Genomic DNA, 18,658 nt, shown 5'->3' on the forward strand with positions numbered 1-18,658 from the left:
GCCCCTCAGCCTGCCCCACCGCGGCGCATGTCTCACCGGATGGAACGGAGCCCCGTGACGGGGTCGTCACGCATTACGCTGCGAACGTGGCCGAGATCCAGATTCCCGCTGACATCAAGCCCGCCGACGGACGATTCGGTTCGGGCCCCTCCAAGGTGCGACCCGAGGCGCTCAGCGCGCTGGCCGCGACCGGCACCTCGCTGATGGGCACCTCTCACCGGCAGGCGCCGGTGAAGGACCTGGTCGGCCGGGTCCGGGACGGTATCCGCGAGCTGTTCGCGCTCCCCGAGGGCTACGAGGTGGTGCTCGGCAACGGCGGCTCCACCGCCTTCTGGGACATCGCCACCCACGGACTGATCGAGCGCAAGTCGCAGCACCTCAGCTTCGGCGAGTTCTCCTCGAAGTTCGCCAAGGCCGCCAAGCTGGCGCCCTGGCTGGAGGAGCCGACCGTGATCTCCGCCGACCCGGGCTCGCACCCCGAGGCCGCCGCCGAGGCGGGTGTGGACGTCTACGCCTTCACCCACAACGAGACCTCCACGGGTGTCGCGATGCCGCTGCGGCGCGTCGCCGGCGCCGACGAGGGGGCCCTCGTCCTGGTCGACGCCACCTCGGGCGCGGGAGGCCTGCCGGTCGACATCGCCGAGACCGACGTCTACTACTTCGCCCCGCAGAAGTCCTTCGCCGCCGACGGCGGGCTGTGGATCGCCGTGTTCTCCCCGGCCGCGCTGGAGCGCGCCGAGCGGATCGCCGCGTCGGGCCGCCACATCCCGGCCTTCTTCGACCTGCCGACCGCGATCGACAACTCGAAGAAGAACCAGACGTACAACACCCCGGCGCTCGCCACCCTGTTCCTGCTGAACGACCAGCTGGAGTGGATCAACGGCCAGGGCGGCCTCGACTGGGCGGTGGGCCGCACCGCCGCCTCCTCCCGCAAGCTGTACGGCTGGGCCGAGGACTCCAAGCACGCCACCCCGTTCGTCACCGACCCGGCCAAGCGCTCGCAGGTCGTCGGAACGATCGACTTCAACGAGGACGTCGACGCCGCGGCGATCGCCAAGGTGCTGCGCGCGGGCGGCATCGTCGACACCGAGCCGTACCGCAAGCTGGGCCGCAACCAGTTGCGCGTCGCGATGTTCCCGGCCGTGGATCCGGCGGACGTCGAGGCCCTGACCGCCTGCGTCGACTTCGTCGTCGAGCGGCTCTGATCCCGGGCCTCACGGGGCCAGCACCACCGCCGACGGGCGGGGCGACCGCCCCGCCCGTCGGCGTTCCCGCGGTGCCTCAGCGCTCCCGGCGCAGCAGCCGGCGCACGCCCATCAGCAGCGCGGCGACCGCGGCCAGGGTGACGGCGCCCAGCGCGAACTGCCGCGTCGAACCGGGCTCGTCCGTACCGGAACCGGTTGCGTCCGCCGAGGAGGTCCCCGAGGTCCCGGGGGAGGAGGCCGCACGGCGGGCCGCGTCGGGCAGGTCGTCCCCGCTCAGCGGCACGCGCCAGACCTCGCTGCCGGTGCCCTCGCTGCCGTACATCAGGGCCCGGCCGTCCGGGGTGAAGGCGACGGACTCCCCCTGCCGCTGCAGGGGCACGTGCATCTGGTCGATCCGGCGCGCCGTGCCGTCGGCCCAGCGGTACATCAGGGCGCCGAAGTAGCCGCGCAGCACCAGCCGGCTGCCGTCCGGGGAGAAGGCGCCGTCGGTGATCCACAGCGGGATGTCCGCGATGCGCCGGAAGACGTTGGTGCCGCTCGCGGAGAGCTTGGCCGGGCCCTCGTAGAGGCCGCCGCCGTCCTCGTTCTTGCTCGCGATGTACGCCCGCCCGGACTTCGGGTCGACCATCAGCGCCTCGGCGTTGCGCGGGCCGCCGTCGTAGGTGACGGTGAACTGGGTCGCGGTGACCGTTTGGTCCGCCAGCCGCTTCGGCTCCGGGAAGCGGTAGATCCACACGTGCGGCCAGGAGCCGTCGAGGTTGTCGCCGATGTCGCCGACGTACAGGGCGCCGTCCGGGCCCATCGCGATCGCCTCGACGTCGCGCGGGCTGCCCACGCCGCGCAGGGTGACGGTGGCGACCGTCTTCCCCGTGGCGGAGTCGACGGCGTAGACGTACGGGCCGTCGTCGCTGTCGTTGTGGGTCCAGTAGACGCCCTTGTGGAGACGGCTGGCGGCCAGGCCGCTCGACTCGGTGATCCGCGGGTCCGGCATCGTGAAGGCCACGGACTCCCCGTCGTCGGCGGACGCGGTGCCGATCAGGGGACCCATGACGAGGACGGAGGCCGCGGCCGCGGCGAGCAGTGGGCGCATGCGCCAAGCCTGCCAGGTGGCCGGCTCAGGCGAAGTCGAGGCCGCCGGTGCGGCTGCGCTTCAGCTCGAAGAAGGTGGGGTGGCCGGCCAGCGCCCGCACCCCGTCGAAGAGCCGCGCCGCCTCCTCGCCGCGCGGGATCGAGGTGAGGACCGGACCGAAGAACGCGGCCCCGTCGATGTGCAGGGTGGGCGTGCCGACCTCCTCCCCGACCGGGTCCATGCCCTCGTGGTGGCTCCTGCGCAGCTCCTCGTCGTACGCGGTGCTCCCGGCGGCCTCCGCCAGCTCCGGCGGCAGGCCCGCCTCGGCCAGCGCCTCGCGCAGCACCTCGTCGGAAGCCGGGCGGTCCTGTACGTGCAGCCGGGTGCCGAGCGCCGTGTACAGCTCCCGCAGCACGTGCTCCCCGTGGTGCCGCGCGGCGGCGACGCACACCCGCACCGGCCCCCAGCCGGTGCTCAGCAGCCGCTCGTAGCGCTCCGGCAGGCCCTCGCGGCCCTCGTTGAGGACGGACAGGCTCATCACCCGGAAGCGCAGGAGCAGTTCGCGTTCGCGCTCCACCTCCAGGATCCAGCGGGAGGTGATCCAGGCGAAGGGGCAGATGGGGTCGAAGTAGAAGTCCACCGAGTGCGTCATGCCCGTCACCCTAGGAACGGAACGGCTGCCTCAGCAGGGCCATTGGGTCGCCCGGCCACTGGGCCAATCCACAGGACCGGCCACAGCCCCGCCCGGCGTTCCCGGCCCCCGGCAGTGACGGTGCCGACACCGCCGGACCCGAGGTCAGGGCCGTGCCGACGGCCTGCGGGCCCTAAGATCCCCTCCATGTCCAGTGCACCCCCCGGCCCCGGTGACGGGCCCCGCCGCACGTTCGGACGCCGTACGGCGTGGATGTTCGTCGGCGACTCCATGACGATCGGCAGCGCGGGGGAGCACACCTGGCGCTACCGGATGTGGCAGCACCTGCGGTCGCTGGGGACGGAGGGCGAGGACTTCGAGATCGTCGGCCCGCGGACCGCGCTGTACGACCCCGGGGCCGACGCGGCCGTCTCGCAGCGCTACGCCGACCCCGCCTTCCCCGTCCGCGCGCGCCGCCACCTGGCCGGCTGGGGCGAGGGGTGGCTGCACATGGCGCCGCTGATCGAGGGCGCGGTGCGGGAGCACCGTCCCGACGTGCTGCTGGTGTCGCTCGGCCTGATCGACCTCGGCTTCTACACCAACCCCGAGCAGACCGAGGCCAATGTGCGGCTGTTCATCGGGCGGGCGCGGGCGGCCAACCCCGGTGTCGCCGCGGTGCTGCTGCCCGTCATACCCAACTCGCGCTGCGATCAGGACCCCGGATTCGGCGCGCAGTGCGAGGAGTTCAACACCCGCCTGGCCAAGACGGTCGCCGACCTGGGCACCCCGGTCTCGCCGCTGCTGCTGGCCTCCCGCCCGGCCGGCTACGACGTCGCGCGGGACACCTACGACGGCACCCACCCCAACGCCCGCGGGGAGCACCGGCTGGCGGCCGCGTTCGCCGATGCCGCGCACCAGGCGTGGGGCCTGGGGGCGCCGTACCGGCATCCCCGCAACTCCGCTTGATTCGAGCGCACTCCAACGGCTTGGCTGGTCCCCATGGAGTACACACAGCTCGGACGTACCGGACTCAAGGTCAGCCGGCTCGTACTGGGAACGATGAACTTCGGCCCGCAGACGGATGAGGCCGACAGCCACGCCATCATGGACGCCGCGCTCGACGCGGGCGTCAACTTCTTCGACACGGCCAACGTCTACGGCTGGGGCGAGAACAAGGGCCGCACCGAGGAGATCATCGGCAGCTGGTTCGCCAAGGGCGGCGGCCGCCGCGACAAGACCGTCCTGGCGACCAAGGTCTACGGCAACATGGGCACCGACGGCGCCCCTTGGCCGAACGACGACAAGCTCTCCGCGCTCAACATCCGCCGCGCCGCCGAGGCGAGCCTGAAGCGCCTGGGCACGGACCACATCGACGTCTACCAGTTCCACCACATCGACCGCGCCACGCCGTGGGAGGAGATCTGGCAGGCCATCGACGTCCTGGTGCAGCAGGGCAAGGTGCTCTACGCCGGGTCGTCCAACTTCTCCGGCTGGGGCATCGCCCAGGCCAACGAGGCCGCCGCCAGGCGCCACTCGCTGGGCCTGGTCAGCGAGCAGTGCCTGTACAACCTGGTCGAGCGCCGCGCCGAGATGGAGGTGATCCCGGCCGCGCAGGAGTACGGCCTGGGCGTCATCCCCTGGTCGCCGCTCCACGGCGGCCTGCTGGGCGGTGCGCTGCGCAAGGAGCGTGAGGGCGGCGGCTCCCGCTCCACCTCCGGCCGCAGCGCCGACTCGCTGAAGGACAGCGTCCTGCGCGAGCAGATCCAGCGGTACGAGGACGTGGTCGGCAAGGCCGGCCTGGAGCCCGGTGACGTCGCCCTGGCCTGGCTGCTGGGCCGCCCCGGGATCACCGGCCCGATCGTCGGTCCGCGGACCCGGGAGCAGCTGGACTCCGCGCTGCGTGCCGTCGAACTGGAGCTGCCGGCGGAACTGCTCGCCGAGCTGGACGAGATCTTCCCCGGCCCGGGCCCGTCCCCGGAGGCCTTCGCCTGGTAGCCGTCCCCGGTGTCCGCACCCTCGTGCGCCCGGTCGCAGATTCACCCGGTCGGGCGCACGATGAGGGTATGACCACAGCCAAAGAGATCATGCACCCCGGTGCCCGCGCGATACCGGCGACCGAGACTCTCGACCGGGCCGCGCAGCTCATGCGCGAGCTCAACGTCGGCGCGCTGCCGGTCCACGACGTGAACGACCGGATGTGCGGCATCATCACCGACCGGGACATCGTCACCAAGTGCATCGCCGCGGGGCGCGACCCCTCCAAGGTCAAGTGCGGCGACCTGTGCGAGGGCACCCCCCGCTGGATCGACGCGGGAGCCGACGTCTCCGACGTCCTGAGCGAGATGGAGTCGCACCGCATCAAGCGGCTCCCGGTCGTCGAGAACAAGAAGCTGATCGGCATCATCACCGAGGCCGACCTGGCCCGCCACCTCACCGACGAACAGGTCGCGGAATTCGTCGAGAGGGTCTATGCCGGCTCCTGATGCGACCGGCCCCCTCCGGCCGTCAGGCCGGTCAGCCGCGCACCAACGTGCCGACGATCACCACGACCACCAGCAGGGCGAGGGCGGCGGTCATTACTCGGGTACGGGTCTTCGGGTCCACGCATCGAGGTTAACGGGACGGCGTCAGGGCCTCAGCGGGCAGGTCCGCACCGTCTCGTAGCGGGGCTGCGCCCCCGGCACCCCGGGTGTGGGCGGATGGCTCCGCACCAGGGTGACCGCCGCCGCCGTCCACGGTGTGCCCGCGAACCGCGCGAGGGCGTCCGTGAAGGGCCTCAGGCCCACCCTGGTGCGCCCGGCGCGCTGCCGGGCCAGTGTGAGGTGGGCGTGGAAGCGGGCGTGCTCGTCCTCGTGGTGGAGGCCGGCCCGCCGGGCGGCGGCTTGCGCGGCCGCGGCAGCGCGTCCGAGGTCGTCGCCGTCCAGACCGGCCCACAGCGTTCGGTCGCCGAAGCGGCCGCCGCCGGTCAGCGCGATCTCGCAGGGCGGGTGGCGGCGCGCCGCCCGGTCCAGGCGCTCGACCAGGGCGGGCAGTAGGCCCTCGTCCACCTCGCCCAGGAACGCCAGCGTCACGTGCCACCCGGCACGCTCCGTCCAGCGCAGGCCGTCCGCACCCGGCAGGGCGCGGAGCGCGTCCACGGTCCCGCCCAGCTCGGCGAGGGCGAACCTGGGGGGCACGACGGCCACGAACAGCCTCATGCCCCCAGGGTGCACCTCAGCGCACTAGCGTGCGATGTCCGCGTACCCCTCGACCTCGCGCGGGTCGCGGGCGCCCGGGCCGACGTAGCGGGCCGACGGGCGCACCAGGCGGCCGGTGCGCTTCTGCTCCAGGATGTGCGCGGACCAGCCGGCGGTACGCGCACAGCTGAACATCGAGGTGAACATGTGGGCCGGGACCTCGGCGAAGTCCAGGATGATCGCGGCCCAGAACTCCACGTTGGTCGCCAGGACGCGGTCCGGGCGGCGCGAGTGCAGTTCCTCCAGGGCGGCCTTCTCCAGCGCCTCCGCGATCTCGAACCGGGGGGCGCCCAGTTCCCTGGCCGTACGGCGGAGCACGCGCGCCCGCGGGTCCTCGGCGCGGTAGACGCGGTGGCCGAAGCCCATCAGGCGCTCGCCCTTGTCCAGGGCCTGCTTCACGTACGCCTCGGCGTCGCCGGTCCGCTCGATCTCCTCGATCATGCCCAGCACGCGCGAGGGCGCGCCGCCGTGCAGCGGGCCCGACATGGCCCCCACCGCGCCGGACAGCGCGGCGGCCACGTCGGCACCGGTGGAGGCGATCACCCGGGCGGTGAACGTCGACGCGTTCATGCCGTGCTCCGCGGCGGAGGTCCAGTAGGCGTCGACGGCGGCGACGTGCTTGGGGTCGGGCTCGCCGCGCCAGCGGATCATGAAGCGCTCCACCACCGACTGCGCCTTGTCGATCTCCCGCTGCGGCACCATCGGCAGCCCCTGGCCGCGCGCCGACTGCGCCACGTACGACAGCGCCATCACGGCCGCGCGCGCCAGGTCCTCGCGGGCCTGCTCGGCGTCGATGTCCAGCAACGGCCGCAGACCCCACACCGGCGCGAGCATCGCCAGCGCCGACTGGACGTCGACGCGGATGTCGCCGGAGTGCACGGGGATCGGAAACGGCTCGGCCGGGGGGAGGCCGGGGTTGAAGGCACCGTCGACCAGCAGGCCCCACACGTTCCCGAAGGAGACGTGGCCCACCAGGTCCTCGATGTCGACCCCGCGGTAGCGCAGCGCGCCGCCTTCCTTGTCGGGTTCGGCGATCTCCGTCTCGAAGGCGACGACTCCCTCGAGTCCGGGTACGAAGTCGGACATCAGGCGGCTCCTCTTGATGCGGTCGACGATCCGGTGGTGCTTGTGGCACGCGGGGTGGGGCATGGGGTCGGCACTGGGTGCCCGCACGATATCCCCCGATGTCGAGAGGGCACAGATACCCGGCCTGTAAGTCTGTCCCCTCCCGCAGGTGACGTGAAGCGTGAGGTCCGGCACACGTTGCGGCACACCTCCCGGGTGCCTCCCGCGCAGGCTCCGGAGGCACCGTTCGGCACACGGTGCCGCCGCCGTGCTGCAAGATGTGCGGGTGCAGCACAGTCACCACGACCCCGCCGCCATGCGCAAGCAGTACCGCGCCCACGGACTGACCGAGGCCGAGCTGGCAGGCGACCCGTACACGCAGTTCGCGCACTGGTTCGCCGACGCCGTCAACGCCCGTGTCGACGAGCCCAACGCCATGGTGGTCTCCACCGCGGGGGCCGAGGGCCTGCCCAGCTCGCGCACGGTCCTGCTGAAGAGCTACGACCACCGAGGGTTCGTCTTCTACACCAACTACGGCTCCAGGAAGGGCCGCGAGCTCAGCGAGCGGCCGTACGCCTCGCTGCTCTTCCCCTGGCACCCGATCGCCCGTCAGGTGATCGCGGCGGGCGCCGTCGAGCGCGTCTCGCGCGAGGAGACCGAGGCGTACTTCCGCACCCGGCCGCACGGCTCGAGGATCGGCGCCTGGGCGAGCGAGCAGTCCTCGGTGGTGGGTTCGCGGGAGGACCTGGAGAACCGCTACGAGGAGCTGTCGGCCCGCTACCCCGAAGGCACGGACGTGCCCGTGCCGCCGCACTGGGGAGGCTTCCGGGTGGTCGCGCGCAGCGTGGAGTTCTGGCAGGGCCGGGAGAACCGGCTGCACGACCGGCTGGTGTACACCGCCGCCGAGGGCGGCTGGACGGTACGGCGCCTGTCGCCGTGACGGCCGCGTGACGGCGGGGCCGCTCACCGCCCGCAGAACGCAGGCGACCCGCGGGCTGCTCCCCGGACGGCTTCGCCGTCCGGGCATCGGCCGGACGAATCCGACGAGCCCGCGGGTCGGGTGACTGCGATGGATTTGGCCCGCCACGCACATCGCGCGCAGGCGAGGAGCGCGGCGCTAGCCCGCAGCCACCTCACGCGTCCGATGGGAACTCATTCTTCGGACCACCTCCCTTCATGTGTGCACGTAACCTTAAGAAACGTTCCGTCCGACGACAAGTGGTTTTTTTCGCCCCGCGAACCACGGGCACGCCGGCCACCGAATTTCGTGAAGTTCCTGTGTCGTCGGTCACACAGGGGTTGAATGTCGAGACGTGCAGTCATTCGATGCGACGCCGCAGCTGCTCGCCGCCCTCCTCGACGGCATGGAGGCCGGACTCTGTGCCCTGGACCGCGACGGAGTGATCACGCACTGGAACTCCGAGGCCGCCCGCATCCTGGGCTGGACGGCGGAGGAGGCCGTCGGCCGGCGAGGTTTCGCCGGCTGGGCCGCACGCACCGCCGACGCCGAGCAGGTGCGCGAGCGGCTGATGGGCGCCATGGCCGCGGACGGCCGCCAGGTCCACGAGTTCGCGCTGCTGACCAAGGACGGCCGCCGGGTGCTGGTGCGGACCCAGGCCGCCGCCGTGCACGGCTCCGACGGGCGCCCGGCCGGGGTCTACTGCGCCTTCTCCGAGGTGCACGCCCAGATCGACCTGGAGCGCTCGATAGCCCTCAGCGAGGCGCTCTTCGACGACGCCTCGTACGGGGTCGTCCTCGTCGACGCCGACCTGCGCCCCGTCGTCGTCAACGCCTACGCCGCGCGCGTGCTGCGCACCAGCCGTGAGGCGCCGCTCGGACGGCCGCTGGGCGACTTCCTCGACCAGGGCGTGGAGGAGCTGGAGAGCGCCCTGCAGCACGTGCTCGCCGAGGGCGCGCCCCCCGCGCCCGGCGAGCTGTGGGTGAGCCTGCGCGAGGAGGGCGGCACCCGCTGCTGCTGGCGCAGCGGCTTCCTGCGGCTCGGCTCGCCGCTGGGGGAGGAGCCGGTGCCGCTAGGCGTCGGCTGGCTCTTCCACGACGTCACCGACGTCAAGCTCGCCGAGCAGGAGGCGGCGCGGCTGCGCTTCCGCAGCAACCAACTGCACCGCGCCGCGCTGGCCGTCGCCGAGTGCGAGGAGCCCATGGAGGCGGCCACCTGCTACGTGGACTTCGCCCTCGCCGGGTTCGCCGAGCACGCGCTGCTCGACGTGCTGGCGCCCGACGGGGTCCGGCTCGTCCGTGCCGCCGCCACGCCCTCCGGCGGCGCGGGGCCCTGCCTGCCGGTGGCCGGGGGCATCCCGGTGCGGTACGGGGAGGGGCACCCGGCACTGCAGGCGGTCGCCCGGACCGGCTCCGTCCGCGCGGGCTTCGGGGCCGGGGCCGCCGAGCCCGCCGCGCGGGCCCAGGTCGACCGCTGGGCGGCCGCCCGGCGCTGGCCCGAAGGCACCGTCCACGGCGTGTGCGCCGTGCTCCGCAGCCGTGGCCGCACGCTGGGAGTGCTGACCTTCCTGCGCGGCGTCGGCCGCCGCCCCTTCGACCGGGCGGACGCCGCCTTCGCCGAGGACGTCGCGCTGCGGGTGGCGGCCTGTCTCGACCTGCCGCCGCGGGCCTGAGCGTGGGATCGAGCGCGGGCCCGAGCGTGGGCCGGGCGCGGGATCAGTGGCGGTAGAAGATCCGGTCCGCGTACTCCTCGAAGACCTTCGCGTTCCATTCGTGGCCGCCGTCGACGTTGCCCGAGCGGAGCATGGGCGGGGTGACGCCGCGCCCGGCCAGGTCCGCCGCGGCCGTGGCCACGACGGCCTGCATCAGCGCGCTGGTCACCACGGTGGAGGCCGGGCCGAACGGCGCGGGGATTCCCGGCACGGACAGCTCCGCGTCGCCCGGCGCGATCTTGCTGTCGATCACGACGTCGCAGTGGTCCTTGAGGAAGGTGCCGCTCGCGTGCCGTGAGCGTGTCTCCTCGGCGTACGTCACCGACGTGACGCCGATCACCTTCATCCCGAGTGCCCTGGCCTCCTGCGCCATCTCCACGGGGAGCGGGTTGCGGCCGGACAGGGAGATGACCACCAGGAGGTCGCCGGCCCGCGCGGGTGAGCTGCGCAGGACGACCCCGGCCAGGCCGCCGACCTGCTCGAGCGCGCTGCCGAGCGTGGCGGGCACGACGTCCACGCCGACCGCGCCGGGCACGGCCAGCAGGTTCACCAGGGCGAGGCCGCCCGCGCGGTAGACGACGTCCTGGGCGGGAAGCGAGGAGTGCCCGGCGCCGTACGCGAACACCCGCCCCCCGGCCGCCACGGTGTCCGCGAGCGCGGCCGCGGCCGCCTCGATCCCCGCGGACTCCTCGTCCCTCACGCGCCTCAGCAGTGCGATGGCGGCATCGAAATATGTGGCGGCCAGATCGGTCATGCCGAGAACCGTGGTGCCGCGGCGTCCGCCTGTCAACCACGGGGCCCCGGTTGCCGGTCGCATGCGTCAGAATTGAGGCCAGGGCCACGTACGAGCCATCGAGGGGCACGCATGTCCGGACTGATCGACACGACGGAGATGTATCTCCGCACCATCCTTGAGCTGGAGGAGGAGGGTGTGGTCCCCATGCGCGCCCGAATCGCCGAACGGCTCGACCAGAGCGGGCCGACGGTCAGTCAGACCGTCGCGCGCATGGAGCGGGACGGGCTGGTGCACGTCGCGGGCGACCGGCATCTGGAGCTGACCTCCGAGGGCCGGCGGATCGCCACGCGCGTGATGCGCAAGCACCGGCTGGCCGAGTGCCTGCTGGTCGACGTCATCGGCCTGGAGTGGGAGCACGTGCACGCGGAGGCGTGCCGCTGGGAGCACGTGATGAGCGAGGCGGTCGAGCGCCGCGTCCTGGAGCTGCTGCGGCACCCGACGGAGTCGCCGTACGGCAACCCGATCCCGGGCCTGGAGGAGCTGGGCGAGAAGGACGGCGCGGACCCGTTCCTGGACGAGGGCATGGTCAGCCTGACCGACCTGGAGCCGGGCCAGACGGGCGCGAGCGTGGTCGTGCGGCGGATCGGCGAGCCGATCCAGACGGACGCCCAGCTGATGTACACGCTGCGGCGGGCCGGGGTGCAGCCGGGCGCGGTGGTGTCGGTGACCCCGTCGGCGGGCGGTGTCCTGGTCGGCAGTGGCGGTGAGGCGGCGGAGCTGAGCACGGAGACCGCCTCGCACGTGTTCGTCGCCAAGCGGTAGCCGCGTCGCGGGCCGGCCGGGTTCCGGCCGGGTCGTGGGCGCCGCCGGTGCCGGGGCCGTTGTTCGAGGGACTCCGGCGCCTCCCCATGCGCCGGAGTCCCTTCCTCCCCCGTTCCCTCCCCCCTGGGCCCCCGTGGAGCCCACCCGGATCCCCGAGCTGTCCGGGTGGCTCCCCGCTGCCCGTCTTCCCCGCCGGGCCGCGTCCCGCTCAAGTCCTCCCCTCGGCGCGCTTCGGCAATCCTTGAGCGTTGTCACTCGAAAGAGCGGTGTTGCGCGCGTGAAGACGCACGTCGAACAGAATTTCGATAGCGTGGGGGTCTGAACGTCACGTACCAGGGGGTGCGGCTCATGGCCAGGCGCGTCGAAGTCACCGGAGCGGGCGGCCTCCCGCTCGCGGCGTGGGAGTACGCCGACGGGCCCGCCGTCCTGCTGCTGCACGGCCTGATGGGAAGGGCCTCCCAGTGGACCGGTACCGCCCGCCGGCTCGCCGCCCGCCACCGCGTGGTCGCCCTGGACCAGCGCGGCCACGGAGGCAGCGCCAAGCCCGAGGGGCCCTACACGCGGGACGCCTATGTGGCCGATGCCGCCGCCGTCGTCGAACAACTGGGGCTCGCCCCGGCCACCGTCGTCGGGCACTCGATGGGCGCCCTCACCGCCTGGCAGCTCGCCGCGCGCCGGCCGTCGCTGGTGCGGGCCGTGGTCCTGTGCGACATGCGTGCGGTGGCGCTCGGGGAGGCGAGCCAGCGCCGCTGGGAGGACTGGTTCCGGGCCTGGCCGCTGCCCTTCTCCGGCCCCGACGCGGTGCGCCGGTGGTTCGGTGAGGAGGATCCCTGGCTGGAGGGATCCCGCCCGGCCCGCGCGGAGTTCTTCGCCGAGGTGATGGAGGAACGGCCCGACGGCTGGCGCCCGGTGTTCGAACGGCGGCACATGCTCCGCTCCCGGGAGTCCTGGATCCACGACGCCCACTGGGACGAGCTGGCCCAGGTGTCCTGTCCCGCCCTCGTCGTGCGCGGCTGGGACGGCGAGCTGGGCCGCGCCGAGGCCCAGGAGATGGTGCGCGTGCTGCCCCGGGGTTCCTACGCGGAGATCCCCGAGGCCGGGCACCTCGTCCCCTGGGACCAGCCCGAGGCCTGGTGCGCGGCGGTGGAGACCTTCCTGGCGGACGTCGCGGACGTGCCGCTCTGCCAGGCCTGAGACACGACGGTGCCGCAAGGCCGCCCGGGGCCCGGCGGGAGGGCGGGCGTCAGGCGAAGACGACCGTGCGGCGGCCGTTGAGCAGGACGCGGTGCTCGCTGTGCCACTTCACGGCCCGCGCCAGGGCCTGGCACTCCACGTCGCGGCCGATGGCGACCAGCTGCTCCGGGGTGACGTCGTGACCCACCCGCTCGACCTCCTGCTCGATGATCGGGCCCTCGTCGAGGTCGGCGGTGACGTAGTGCGCCGTCGCGCCGATCAGTTTCACCCCGCGGGCGTGCGCCTGGTGGTAGGGCCGGGCGCCCTTGAAGCTGGGCAGGAAGGAGTGGTGGATGTTGATGATCCGGCCGGACAGCTCCTTGCAGAGGTGGTCCGACAGGACCTGCATGTAGCGGGCGAGGACGACCAGCTGGACGTTCTCCTTCTCCACCAGGGAGAGCAGTTCCGCCTCGGCCTCGGCCTTGTTCTCCTTCGTCACCGGGATGTGGTGGAAGGGGACGCCGTAGGAGCCGGCCAGGTCCGCGAAGTCGGTGTGGTTGGAGACCACGGCGGCGATCTCCACCGGCAGCGCGCCGATACTGGTGCGGAAGAGCAGGTCGTTCAGGCAGTGTCCGAACTTGCTGACCATGAGGATGATCCGCATCCGCTCGGCGGAGGGCGTGATCTGCCAGTCCATGCCATAGGCGTCGGCGACGGCCGCGAAGCTGGCCCGCAGCTTTCCGGCGGTGACCGGGTGGCCCGCGGAGAAGTGCACCCGCATGAAGAACAGCCCCGTGTCGTGGTCCCCGAACTGCTGGCTGTCCTCGATGTTGCACCCGGTCATGAAGAGGTAGCTCGACACGGCGTGCACGATCCCCGTCCTGTCGGGGCACGACAGGGTGAGGATGTACTCCTGGGGCTGCGGCTGCGAGTCGTCGGCGGCGTTCACGGGGCTAGCGTCGCACAAAGTCGCCCGGCCGTCGCAAGGCGTCCGCCAGCCGGGCGCCCCGGGTCTCGTCGCAGGTGGTGCCCCGCTCGCGCGCGCAGGCGGTGCCCCGCTCGCGCGCGCAGGCGGTGCCCCGCTCGCGTCGCCCGGCGCGGCCGCCTCAGGCCGTGCGTGTGTAGATCTTGAGGATTTCCAGTGAGCGCGGCGGTGTGTCCGGGTCCTCGCCGTCCCCGGTCGCCATCCGTACGTGCGCCTCGCGGGCGGCCCGCACGGCCTCCGGCCACGCGTGGTGCTCCAGGTAGGCGGAGACGGGGGCGTCCGCGCCCACCTGGTGCAATATCTTCAGCACCCGCAGCACGGCCACGTCGATCAGGGCCGCCTCCTGGGAGTCCCGGAAGACGGTGCCCACGTACTTCTCCGCGGACCAGTTGTCGAGCCAGGTGTCCTCGACCAGGCGGTAGACGGCGTCGGTCACGTCGCCGTAGCCCGGCTGCCCGGCGAGCCATACGTCGCGCTGGAACACCGGGTCGCTGATCATGTGCAGCGCGGAGCGCACGTTCGCGCGCCAGCGCCACCAGGGCATGTCGTTGAGCGGCATGCCCCCCATCGTGGAGGAGCGGGTGCCGCGGCGGGAAGACTTCTCCGTACTCTGCACAGTGCACGATCGTACGTGCTCCCTGCTCCACACACTCTGTTCACCCGATGGTGACCCTCCGTTTCCGTGCGTTCACCCTGGCGTTGCGACAAACGCGGAATCTTCCCATTCCATGAGTGATTGGCGTACGCGTAGAGCCGTTCCGTTCGTATCCGCGATGGCCGGCGTCGCCCTGCTGGCAGGATGCGGCACGCTCTCGGGAGGGGCGGATGGCACCACGGGCCCGATCGTCGTCATGACCTGGGCCCCGCAGAACACCGACGCGACCAACATGCCGGGCATGCCTGCCATGGCCAAGACCTTCGCCAAGTACGTCAACGCCCGCGGCGGCGTCGCGGGCCGGGAGCTGAAGGTCATCACCTGCAACGACCACAACAACTCGCGCGGCGCCGGGGACTGTGCGCAGCGTGCCGCCGACGAGGGCGCCGTCGCCGTCGTCGGCTCCTACAGCCAGTACGGCTCCGCCTTCACCTCCACGCTGGAGGCCGAGGGCATCCCGTACCTCGGGGGTTACGGCATCACCCAGGACGAGTTCGAGAGCCCGCTCTCCTACCCCGTCAACGGCGGCCTGCCCGCGCTGATGGCCGGTGCCGGCCGTCAACTGGCCGGCAAATGCGACAAGGTGAGCCTGATACGCCCCGACACCGCCGTCGGCGACCTGTTCGCACGCTTCCTCGACGCCGGCCTGCGCGACGCGGGCCGCACCAGCGCCACCGATCTGCGTGCCGCCGAGGACGCGACCGACTACAACGCGATCTCCCGGCGGGCGATCGGTGCCAACAAGCCCGAGGACTGCGTGAGCGCCGCGCTCGGCGACAAGACCGCCACCTTCTTCGACGCCTTCCGCCGGACGACCACCCCCGACCCGGCCACCGGCCTGGAGGCCGGTCCCAGGGCGCGGATCGCCTCCGTCCTCGGCAGCGTCCAGCAGTCCACCCTCGACAGCACCGGCGGCAGCAACAGCCCACTGGAGGGCGCCTACATCACCGGCTGGTACCCGCCGGCCTCCGACTCCCGCTGGGCGCAGATGCGAAGCACGATCAAGAGGTACGCGTTCGGCGACAACAGCATCGACCCGAACGACCCGGGCGTGCAGACCACATGGATCGCCTACACCGCCCTTACCGAGGTCATCGAGAAGATGGGCAAGGGCGCGGCGGTCACGGCCCCGTCACTGAAGCAGGCTCTCGACGCGGCGCACGGCATCTCCACCGACGGCCTCACGCCCCCGCTCGGCTGGCGGGAGGAGGACGCGGCCTCCATCATCGACCAGCCGCGCCTGGTCAACGGCAGGGTCACCTTCCAGAAGGTCGAGAAGGGCCGGCTGGTCGCGGCGCGCAAGGGCTTCGTGGACGTGACCGGCGTCCTGGAGGACGCACCCCGCTGACGGGCGCCGGGGGTTCCACGGCGGAAGCGGTTTCCCGGGGGGAAGCGGAAGCGCCGGCGGCCACGGCCGCCGGCGCTTCGTCTTCGCTGCCCTGGGTCGCTTCAGAACCGGCTGCCCTGGTGCTGCGTCAGAGCTGGCTGCCCTGGTGCTGCGTCAGCCCGTACTTCTTCGCGATGGGGTTCCACAGTGCCGCGGCGCTCGCCTTGGCCTGCGAGGCGGTGCCGCTCTGGGTGTTGCCGGCCGTGTACTGGTCGGTCGGGCGGGCGCGGCCGTGGCGGCACAGCTTCTTGCTGCCCTTGAGCTGGTCGGCCCAGGCCGCGTAGTGGTTGTCGGCGGCCGCGGAGGCCGTCCACGCCCTGTTGAGGGCGTCAATGAGGGCCTGGTGGTTGGGGAGCTGGTCCACCGGCAGCGACTTCAGCTGCGTCATCAGGTCGTTGCGCTGCTGTGCGGCGGCCCGCAGGTCGGCGGCCGCCGCGTCCAGGTTCCGGCAGCCCTTGGTGTTCTCGACCGCGTTGATCACGGAGGTGCGGTTGCTGCCGCTCGTCTTGAGCAGCGCCTCCAGCCCCTTGGCCTGCTTCTCGGCCGCGCCCTCGCCGCCGCCGCCTCCGGAGGAGGCCGTGGCCGAGGCGCTCGACGAGGCCGGCGGGGACTGGGACGCGGCCGGGCCGTCGTCGTCCCCGCCGCTCATCAGGGCCCCGGCGAGGAGGCCGGCGACGGCGCAGCCGCCGACGACGATGCCGATCAGCGCGGCCGGGGTGAGCCTGCGGCGGGTCGGGGCGGGCTCGTCGTAGTCGTAGGACGGCCGCGGCGCGTAGGAGGGCTGCGGCTGCTGCGCGTAGCCGGGCTGTGCGTAGTCCGGGGACGCCGCGTAGCCGGGCTGCCGCGGGGGCGGGTTGTCCTGGCGGTACAGGTGCCCGAAGTCGTCGTGGGGCTGCTGTGCCGGGAGCATCCCGTCGTGGCCCTGGGGGCCCTGAGGGCCCTGGGGGTCGTGAGGGTAGCCGTAGCCGGGGGCCTGCCGCGGGGCCTGCGCGTCCTCGAAGCGCGGCAGGTGCTGGGTCGCGTCGGCGTCGACCGGCGTGCCCGGGCGGGTGCCGTACGGGGCGGCATCGGACACCGGGTACGGCGGCAGGACCTGCGTGGCGTCCGCCACGGGGGCGGGCTGGAACTGGGGTGCCGGGGGCTGCTGCGGCTGGTGGGCCGGCATGGGCGGCGGCCCGGCCTGCGGGTACGGCGGGAAGAGCTGTGTCGCATCGGTGTCCGGGGCGGACTGCTGCGGGGCGCCGTACGCCTGGGGCTGCTCGCCCCACGGCTGCCCGGCCGCCGGGCCGGCGCCCCACGCCGCGGTCGCTCCCGGTCCGGGTATGCCCCCGTCCGCGGGCAGCACCACGCCCTCGTGCACCTCCGGATACGCCTCGTCACCGCGTCCGCCGTGCATCACCGGTACCCCTGCCTTCTCCGTCGCTACGGAATCGTCGGCTCACGCTACCGGGTCCGCCTCGGACGTCACCACGCCGCGGTGGGTCCGACGAGGTCCGGGGGCCTCCTCGTCGCAGAACAGGGAGCCCTACCGGTGGGTTGACGTCGTTCCTGTAACGATTGGTGGACGGGGGTGCGCGACGCCCCCGTCCCCCTCGTGTCATGCGGCCAGTTCCCCTTCCTCCAGCCGGGCGTCGAACTCCCGGACGGCGCTCTCCGCCGCGTACGGCTGCAGGCGCAGGCGGAGGTCGTCGAGGTACTCCGCGCCGCGGGTGGTGCGGAGTGCGGCGAGCAGTTCGACGGCTCGGGCGCCGGTGTGGCAGGCCTGTTCGACCTCCCGCTGCTGGACCTGGGCCTGGGCGAGCAGCAACAGGCCGATCGCACGGCGGCGGGCCTTGTCCGGGGCGTGCCCGGCCAGTGCCTCCTCAGCCCGGCGGACCGCCTGCGGTGCCTGGTTGAGGTCGCGATGGCAGTGGGCGAGCTCGTCGGCGAGGTAGGCCGGGCCGAAGTGCCGGATCCAGTCGGGGTCGTCGTCCGGCTCGGAGTGCTCCAGCGCCTCCACGGCCTGCCCCGCGACGGCGCCGCAGGCCCGCACGTCTCCCATCAGGGCGTGGCCGCGCGCCTCCGCCGCGTAGAACATGGCCCGCGCGGTGGCGGTGACCTGGCCGCGGGCGCCCTCCTGGGCGGCCCGGGCCAGTTGGGCGATCTCGCGCGGGTTGCCGAACTGCGCGGCGAGGTGGCTCATCCCCGCGGCCAGGACGTAGCCCCCGTAAGCGCGGTCACCAGCTGCCTGGGCGAGCCGCAGCGCCTGGATGTAGTAGCGCTGTGCCAGGCCGGGTTGACCGGTGTCGACGGCCATGTAGCCGGCGAGTTCGGTCAGCCGGGCGACGGCGGAGAAGAGCTGACGGCCCGTCGTCTCCCGGTAGGAGCCGGCGAGGAGTCCGGAGACCACGCTGTTGAGGTAGTGCACCACCACGGGGCGCACATGGCCGCTGCCGAAGCGGTGGTCGAGTTCGTTCAGGGCCCGGGTGGTGGCCCGCACGGCCTCGACGTCGGACATGCCGACCCGCTGCCCGCCGGCGCGCGCGACCTGCGTGTCGGCCCGGGTGATCAGCCAGTCGCGGCTGGGCTCGACCAGGGCCGAGGCCGCCACGCTGGAGCCGGTGAGGAAGTCCCGGCGGCCGACGTCGCTCCGCCACAGCTCGCAGACCTGCTCGATCGCGCCGAGCACCGTGGGCGCGAAGTGCAGGCCCACACCGGTGGCCAGGTTCTTGCCGTTGGCCATGCCGATCTCGTCGATGGTGACGGTCCGGCCCAGCTTGCGGCCGATGGCCTCGGCGATGATCGCCGGGGCCCGGCCCCGCGGTTGCTGGCCGCGTAGCCAGCGGGCCACGGAGGTCTTGTCGTAACGCAGGTCGAGGCCGTGCTCCGCGCCGCACATGTTGACCCGGCGGGCCAATCCGGCGTTGGAGCAGCCTGCCTCCTGGATCAGTGCCTGCAGCCGTTCATTCGGCTGGCGGGCGACGAGCGGTCGTGCGGCCATGGGCTCCCCCTCACAGCTGCCGCTTTGGGGACCTCAAGATCCCTT

At 72.9% G+C, this 18,658-nt stretch carries 18 protein-coding genes; 9 read left to right on the forward strand and 9 right to left on the reverse strand.

The features are described from left to right. Positions 1-86 precede the first annotated feature (86 nt). Positions 87-1,205, forward strand: a complete 1,119-nt coding sequence (serC, locus tag ACRWNP_RS04065) for a phosphoserine transaminase (protein WP_431959509.1) — start codon at positions 87-89, stop codon at positions 1,203-1,205. Between the two features lie 76 nt (positions 1,206-1,281). On the opposite strand, the gene ACRWNP_RS04070 is transcribed toward serC, so the two are convergent. Both ACRWNP_RS04070 and ACRWNP_RS04075 read right to left on the reverse strand, forming a co-directional pair. Further along, positions 1,282-2,295, reverse strand: coding sequence for a hypothetical protein (locus ACRWNP_RS04070; RefSeq protein ID WP_431959510.1), 1,014 nt, complete (start codon positions 2,293-2,295; stop codon positions 1,282-1,284). Between the two features lie 25 nt (positions 2,296-2,320). Further along, positions 2,321-2,926: a DsbA family protein gene (locus ACRWNP_RS04075; RefSeq protein ID WP_431959512.1), complete on the reverse strand. Its 606-nt coding sequence runs from the start codon at positions 2,924-2,926 to the stop codon at positions 2,321-2,323. Positions 2,927-3,178: 252 nt separating this feature from the next. Between ACRWNP_RS04075 and ACRWNP_RS04080 the strand changes: the two genes are divergently transcribed. The 3 genes from ACRWNP_RS04080 to ACRWNP_RS04090 all read left to right on the forward strand — a co-directional run bounded on the left by ACRWNP_RS04080 (position 3,179) and on the right by ACRWNP_RS04090 (position 5,388). Further along, positions 3,179-3,871, forward strand: coding sequence for a GDSL-type esterase/lipase family protein (locus ACRWNP_RS04080; RefSeq protein WP_431959602.1), 693 nt, complete (start codon positions 3,179-3,181; stop codon positions 3,869-3,871). A gap of 33 nt (positions 3,872-3,904) precedes the next feature. Continuing rightward, entirely contained in the window at positions 3,905-4,900 is a 996-nt protein-coding gene (locus ACRWNP_RS04085) for an aldo/keto reductase (RefSeq protein ID WP_431959513.1), read from the forward strand. Between the two features lie 68 nt (positions 4,901-4,968). Next, positions 4,969-5,388, forward strand: coding sequence for a CBS domain-containing protein (locus ACRWNP_RS04090; protein ID WP_431959515.1), 420 nt, complete (start codon positions 4,969-4,971; stop codon positions 5,386-5,388). Between the two features lie 144 nt (positions 5,389-5,532). Here ACRWNP_RS04090 and thpR read toward each other — a convergent pair whose 3' ends face one another. Next, positions 5,533-6,102 (reverse strand): RNA 2',3'-cyclic phosphodiesterase, encoded by a 570-nt coding sequence (gene thpR / locus ACRWNP_RS04095; protein WP_431959516.1) that lies wholly within the window; start codon positions 6,100-6,102, stop codon positions 5,533-5,535. Positions 6,103-6,126: 24 nt separating this feature from the next. Then, on the reverse strand, positions 6,127-7,227 hold the full coding sequence (locus ACRWNP_RS04100) for a citrate synthase 2 (RefSeq protein ID WP_431959517.1): 1,101 nt from the start codon (positions 7,225-7,227) through the stop codon (positions 6,127-6,129). Between the two features lie 295 nt (positions 7,228-7,522). Here ACRWNP_RS04100 and pdxH point away from each other — a divergent pair, with 295 nt between their 5' ends. Beyond that, positions 7,523-8,146: a pyridoxamine 5'-phosphate oxidase gene (gene pdxH / locus ACRWNP_RS04105; RefSeq protein WP_431959603.1), complete on the forward strand. Its 624-nt coding sequence runs from the start codon at positions 7,523-7,525 to the stop codon at positions 8,144-8,146. Positions 8,147-8,519: 373 nt separating this feature from the next. Beyond that, a complete protein-coding gene (locus tag ACRWNP_RS04110) occupies positions 8,520-9,836 on the forward strand; it encodes a PAS domain-containing protein (protein WP_431959518.1) in 1,317 nt (438 codons plus the stop codon). Between the two features lie 43 nt (positions 9,837-9,879). On the opposite strand, the gene ACRWNP_RS04115 is transcribed toward ACRWNP_RS04110, so the two are convergent. Continuing rightward, positions 9,880-10,629 (reverse strand): SIS domain-containing protein, encoded by a 750-nt coding sequence (locus tag ACRWNP_RS04115; protein WP_431959519.1) that lies wholly within the window; start codon positions 10,627-10,629, stop codon positions 9,880-9,882. A 111-nt stretch (positions 10,630-10,740) separates the two neighbouring features. Between ACRWNP_RS04115 and ACRWNP_RS04120 the strand changes: the two genes are divergently transcribed. After that, complete coding sequence (locus tag ACRWNP_RS04120; protein ID WP_431959520.1) at positions 10,741-11,433, forward strand: metal-dependent transcriptional regulator; 693 nt, start codon at positions 10,741-10,743, stop codon at positions 11,431-11,433. A 348-nt stretch (positions 11,434-11,781) separates the two neighbouring features. After that, a complete protein-coding gene (locus tag ACRWNP_RS04125; RefSeq protein WP_431959522.1) occupies positions 11,782-12,627 on the forward strand; it encodes an alpha/beta fold hydrolase in 846 nt (281 codons plus the stop codon). Positions 12,628-12,676: 49 nt separating this feature from the next. On the opposite strand, the gene purU is transcribed toward ACRWNP_RS04125, so the two are convergent. Both purU and ACRWNP_RS04135 read right to left on the reverse strand, forming a co-directional pair. Next, positions 12,677-13,555: a formyltetrahydrofolate deformylase gene (gene purU / locus ACRWNP_RS04130; RefSeq protein WP_431959523.1), complete on the reverse strand. Its 879-nt coding sequence runs from the start codon at positions 13,553-13,555 to the stop codon at positions 12,677-12,679. 157 nt (positions 13,556-13,712) lie between these two features. After that, on the reverse strand, positions 13,713-14,159 hold the full coding sequence (locus tag ACRWNP_RS04135) for an SCO4402 family protein (protein WP_431959604.1): 447 nt from the start codon (positions 14,157-14,159) through the stop codon (positions 13,713-13,715). A 205-nt stretch (positions 14,160-14,364) separates the two neighbouring features. On the opposite strand from ACRWNP_RS04135, the gene ACRWNP_RS04140 reads away from it, so the two are divergent. Continuing rightward, the gene (locus tag ACRWNP_RS04140; RefSeq protein WP_431959524.1) at positions 14,365-15,594 is read left to right on the forward strand and encodes an ABC transporter substrate-binding protein; all 1,230 of its coding nucleotides are present in this window, start codon (positions 14,365-14,367) and stop codon (positions 15,592-15,594) included. A 127-nt stretch (positions 15,595-15,721) separates the two neighbouring features. Here ACRWNP_RS04140 and ACRWNP_RS04145 read toward each other — a convergent pair whose 3' ends face one another. Both ACRWNP_RS04145 and ACRWNP_RS04150 read right to left on the reverse strand, forming a co-directional pair. After that, on the reverse strand, positions 15,722-17,029 hold the full coding sequence (locus tag ACRWNP_RS04145; RefSeq protein ID WP_431959525.1) for a hypothetical protein: 1,308 nt from the start codon (positions 17,027-17,029) through the stop codon (positions 15,722-15,724). A gap of 201 nt (positions 17,030-17,230) precedes the next feature. Then, positions 17,231-18,613 (reverse strand): transcriptional regulator, encoded by a 1,383-nt coding sequence (locus ACRWNP_RS04150; protein ID WP_431959526.1) that lies wholly within the window; start codon positions 18,611-18,613, stop codon positions 17,231-17,233. Positions 18,614-18,658: the final 45 nt, after the last annotated feature.

This window comes from Actinacidiphila sp. bgisy160 (assembly GCF_965342435.1).
In the GTDB taxonomy this organism is placed as follows: Bacteria; Actinomycetota; Actinomycetes; order Streptomycetales; family Streptomycetaceae; genus Actinacidiphila.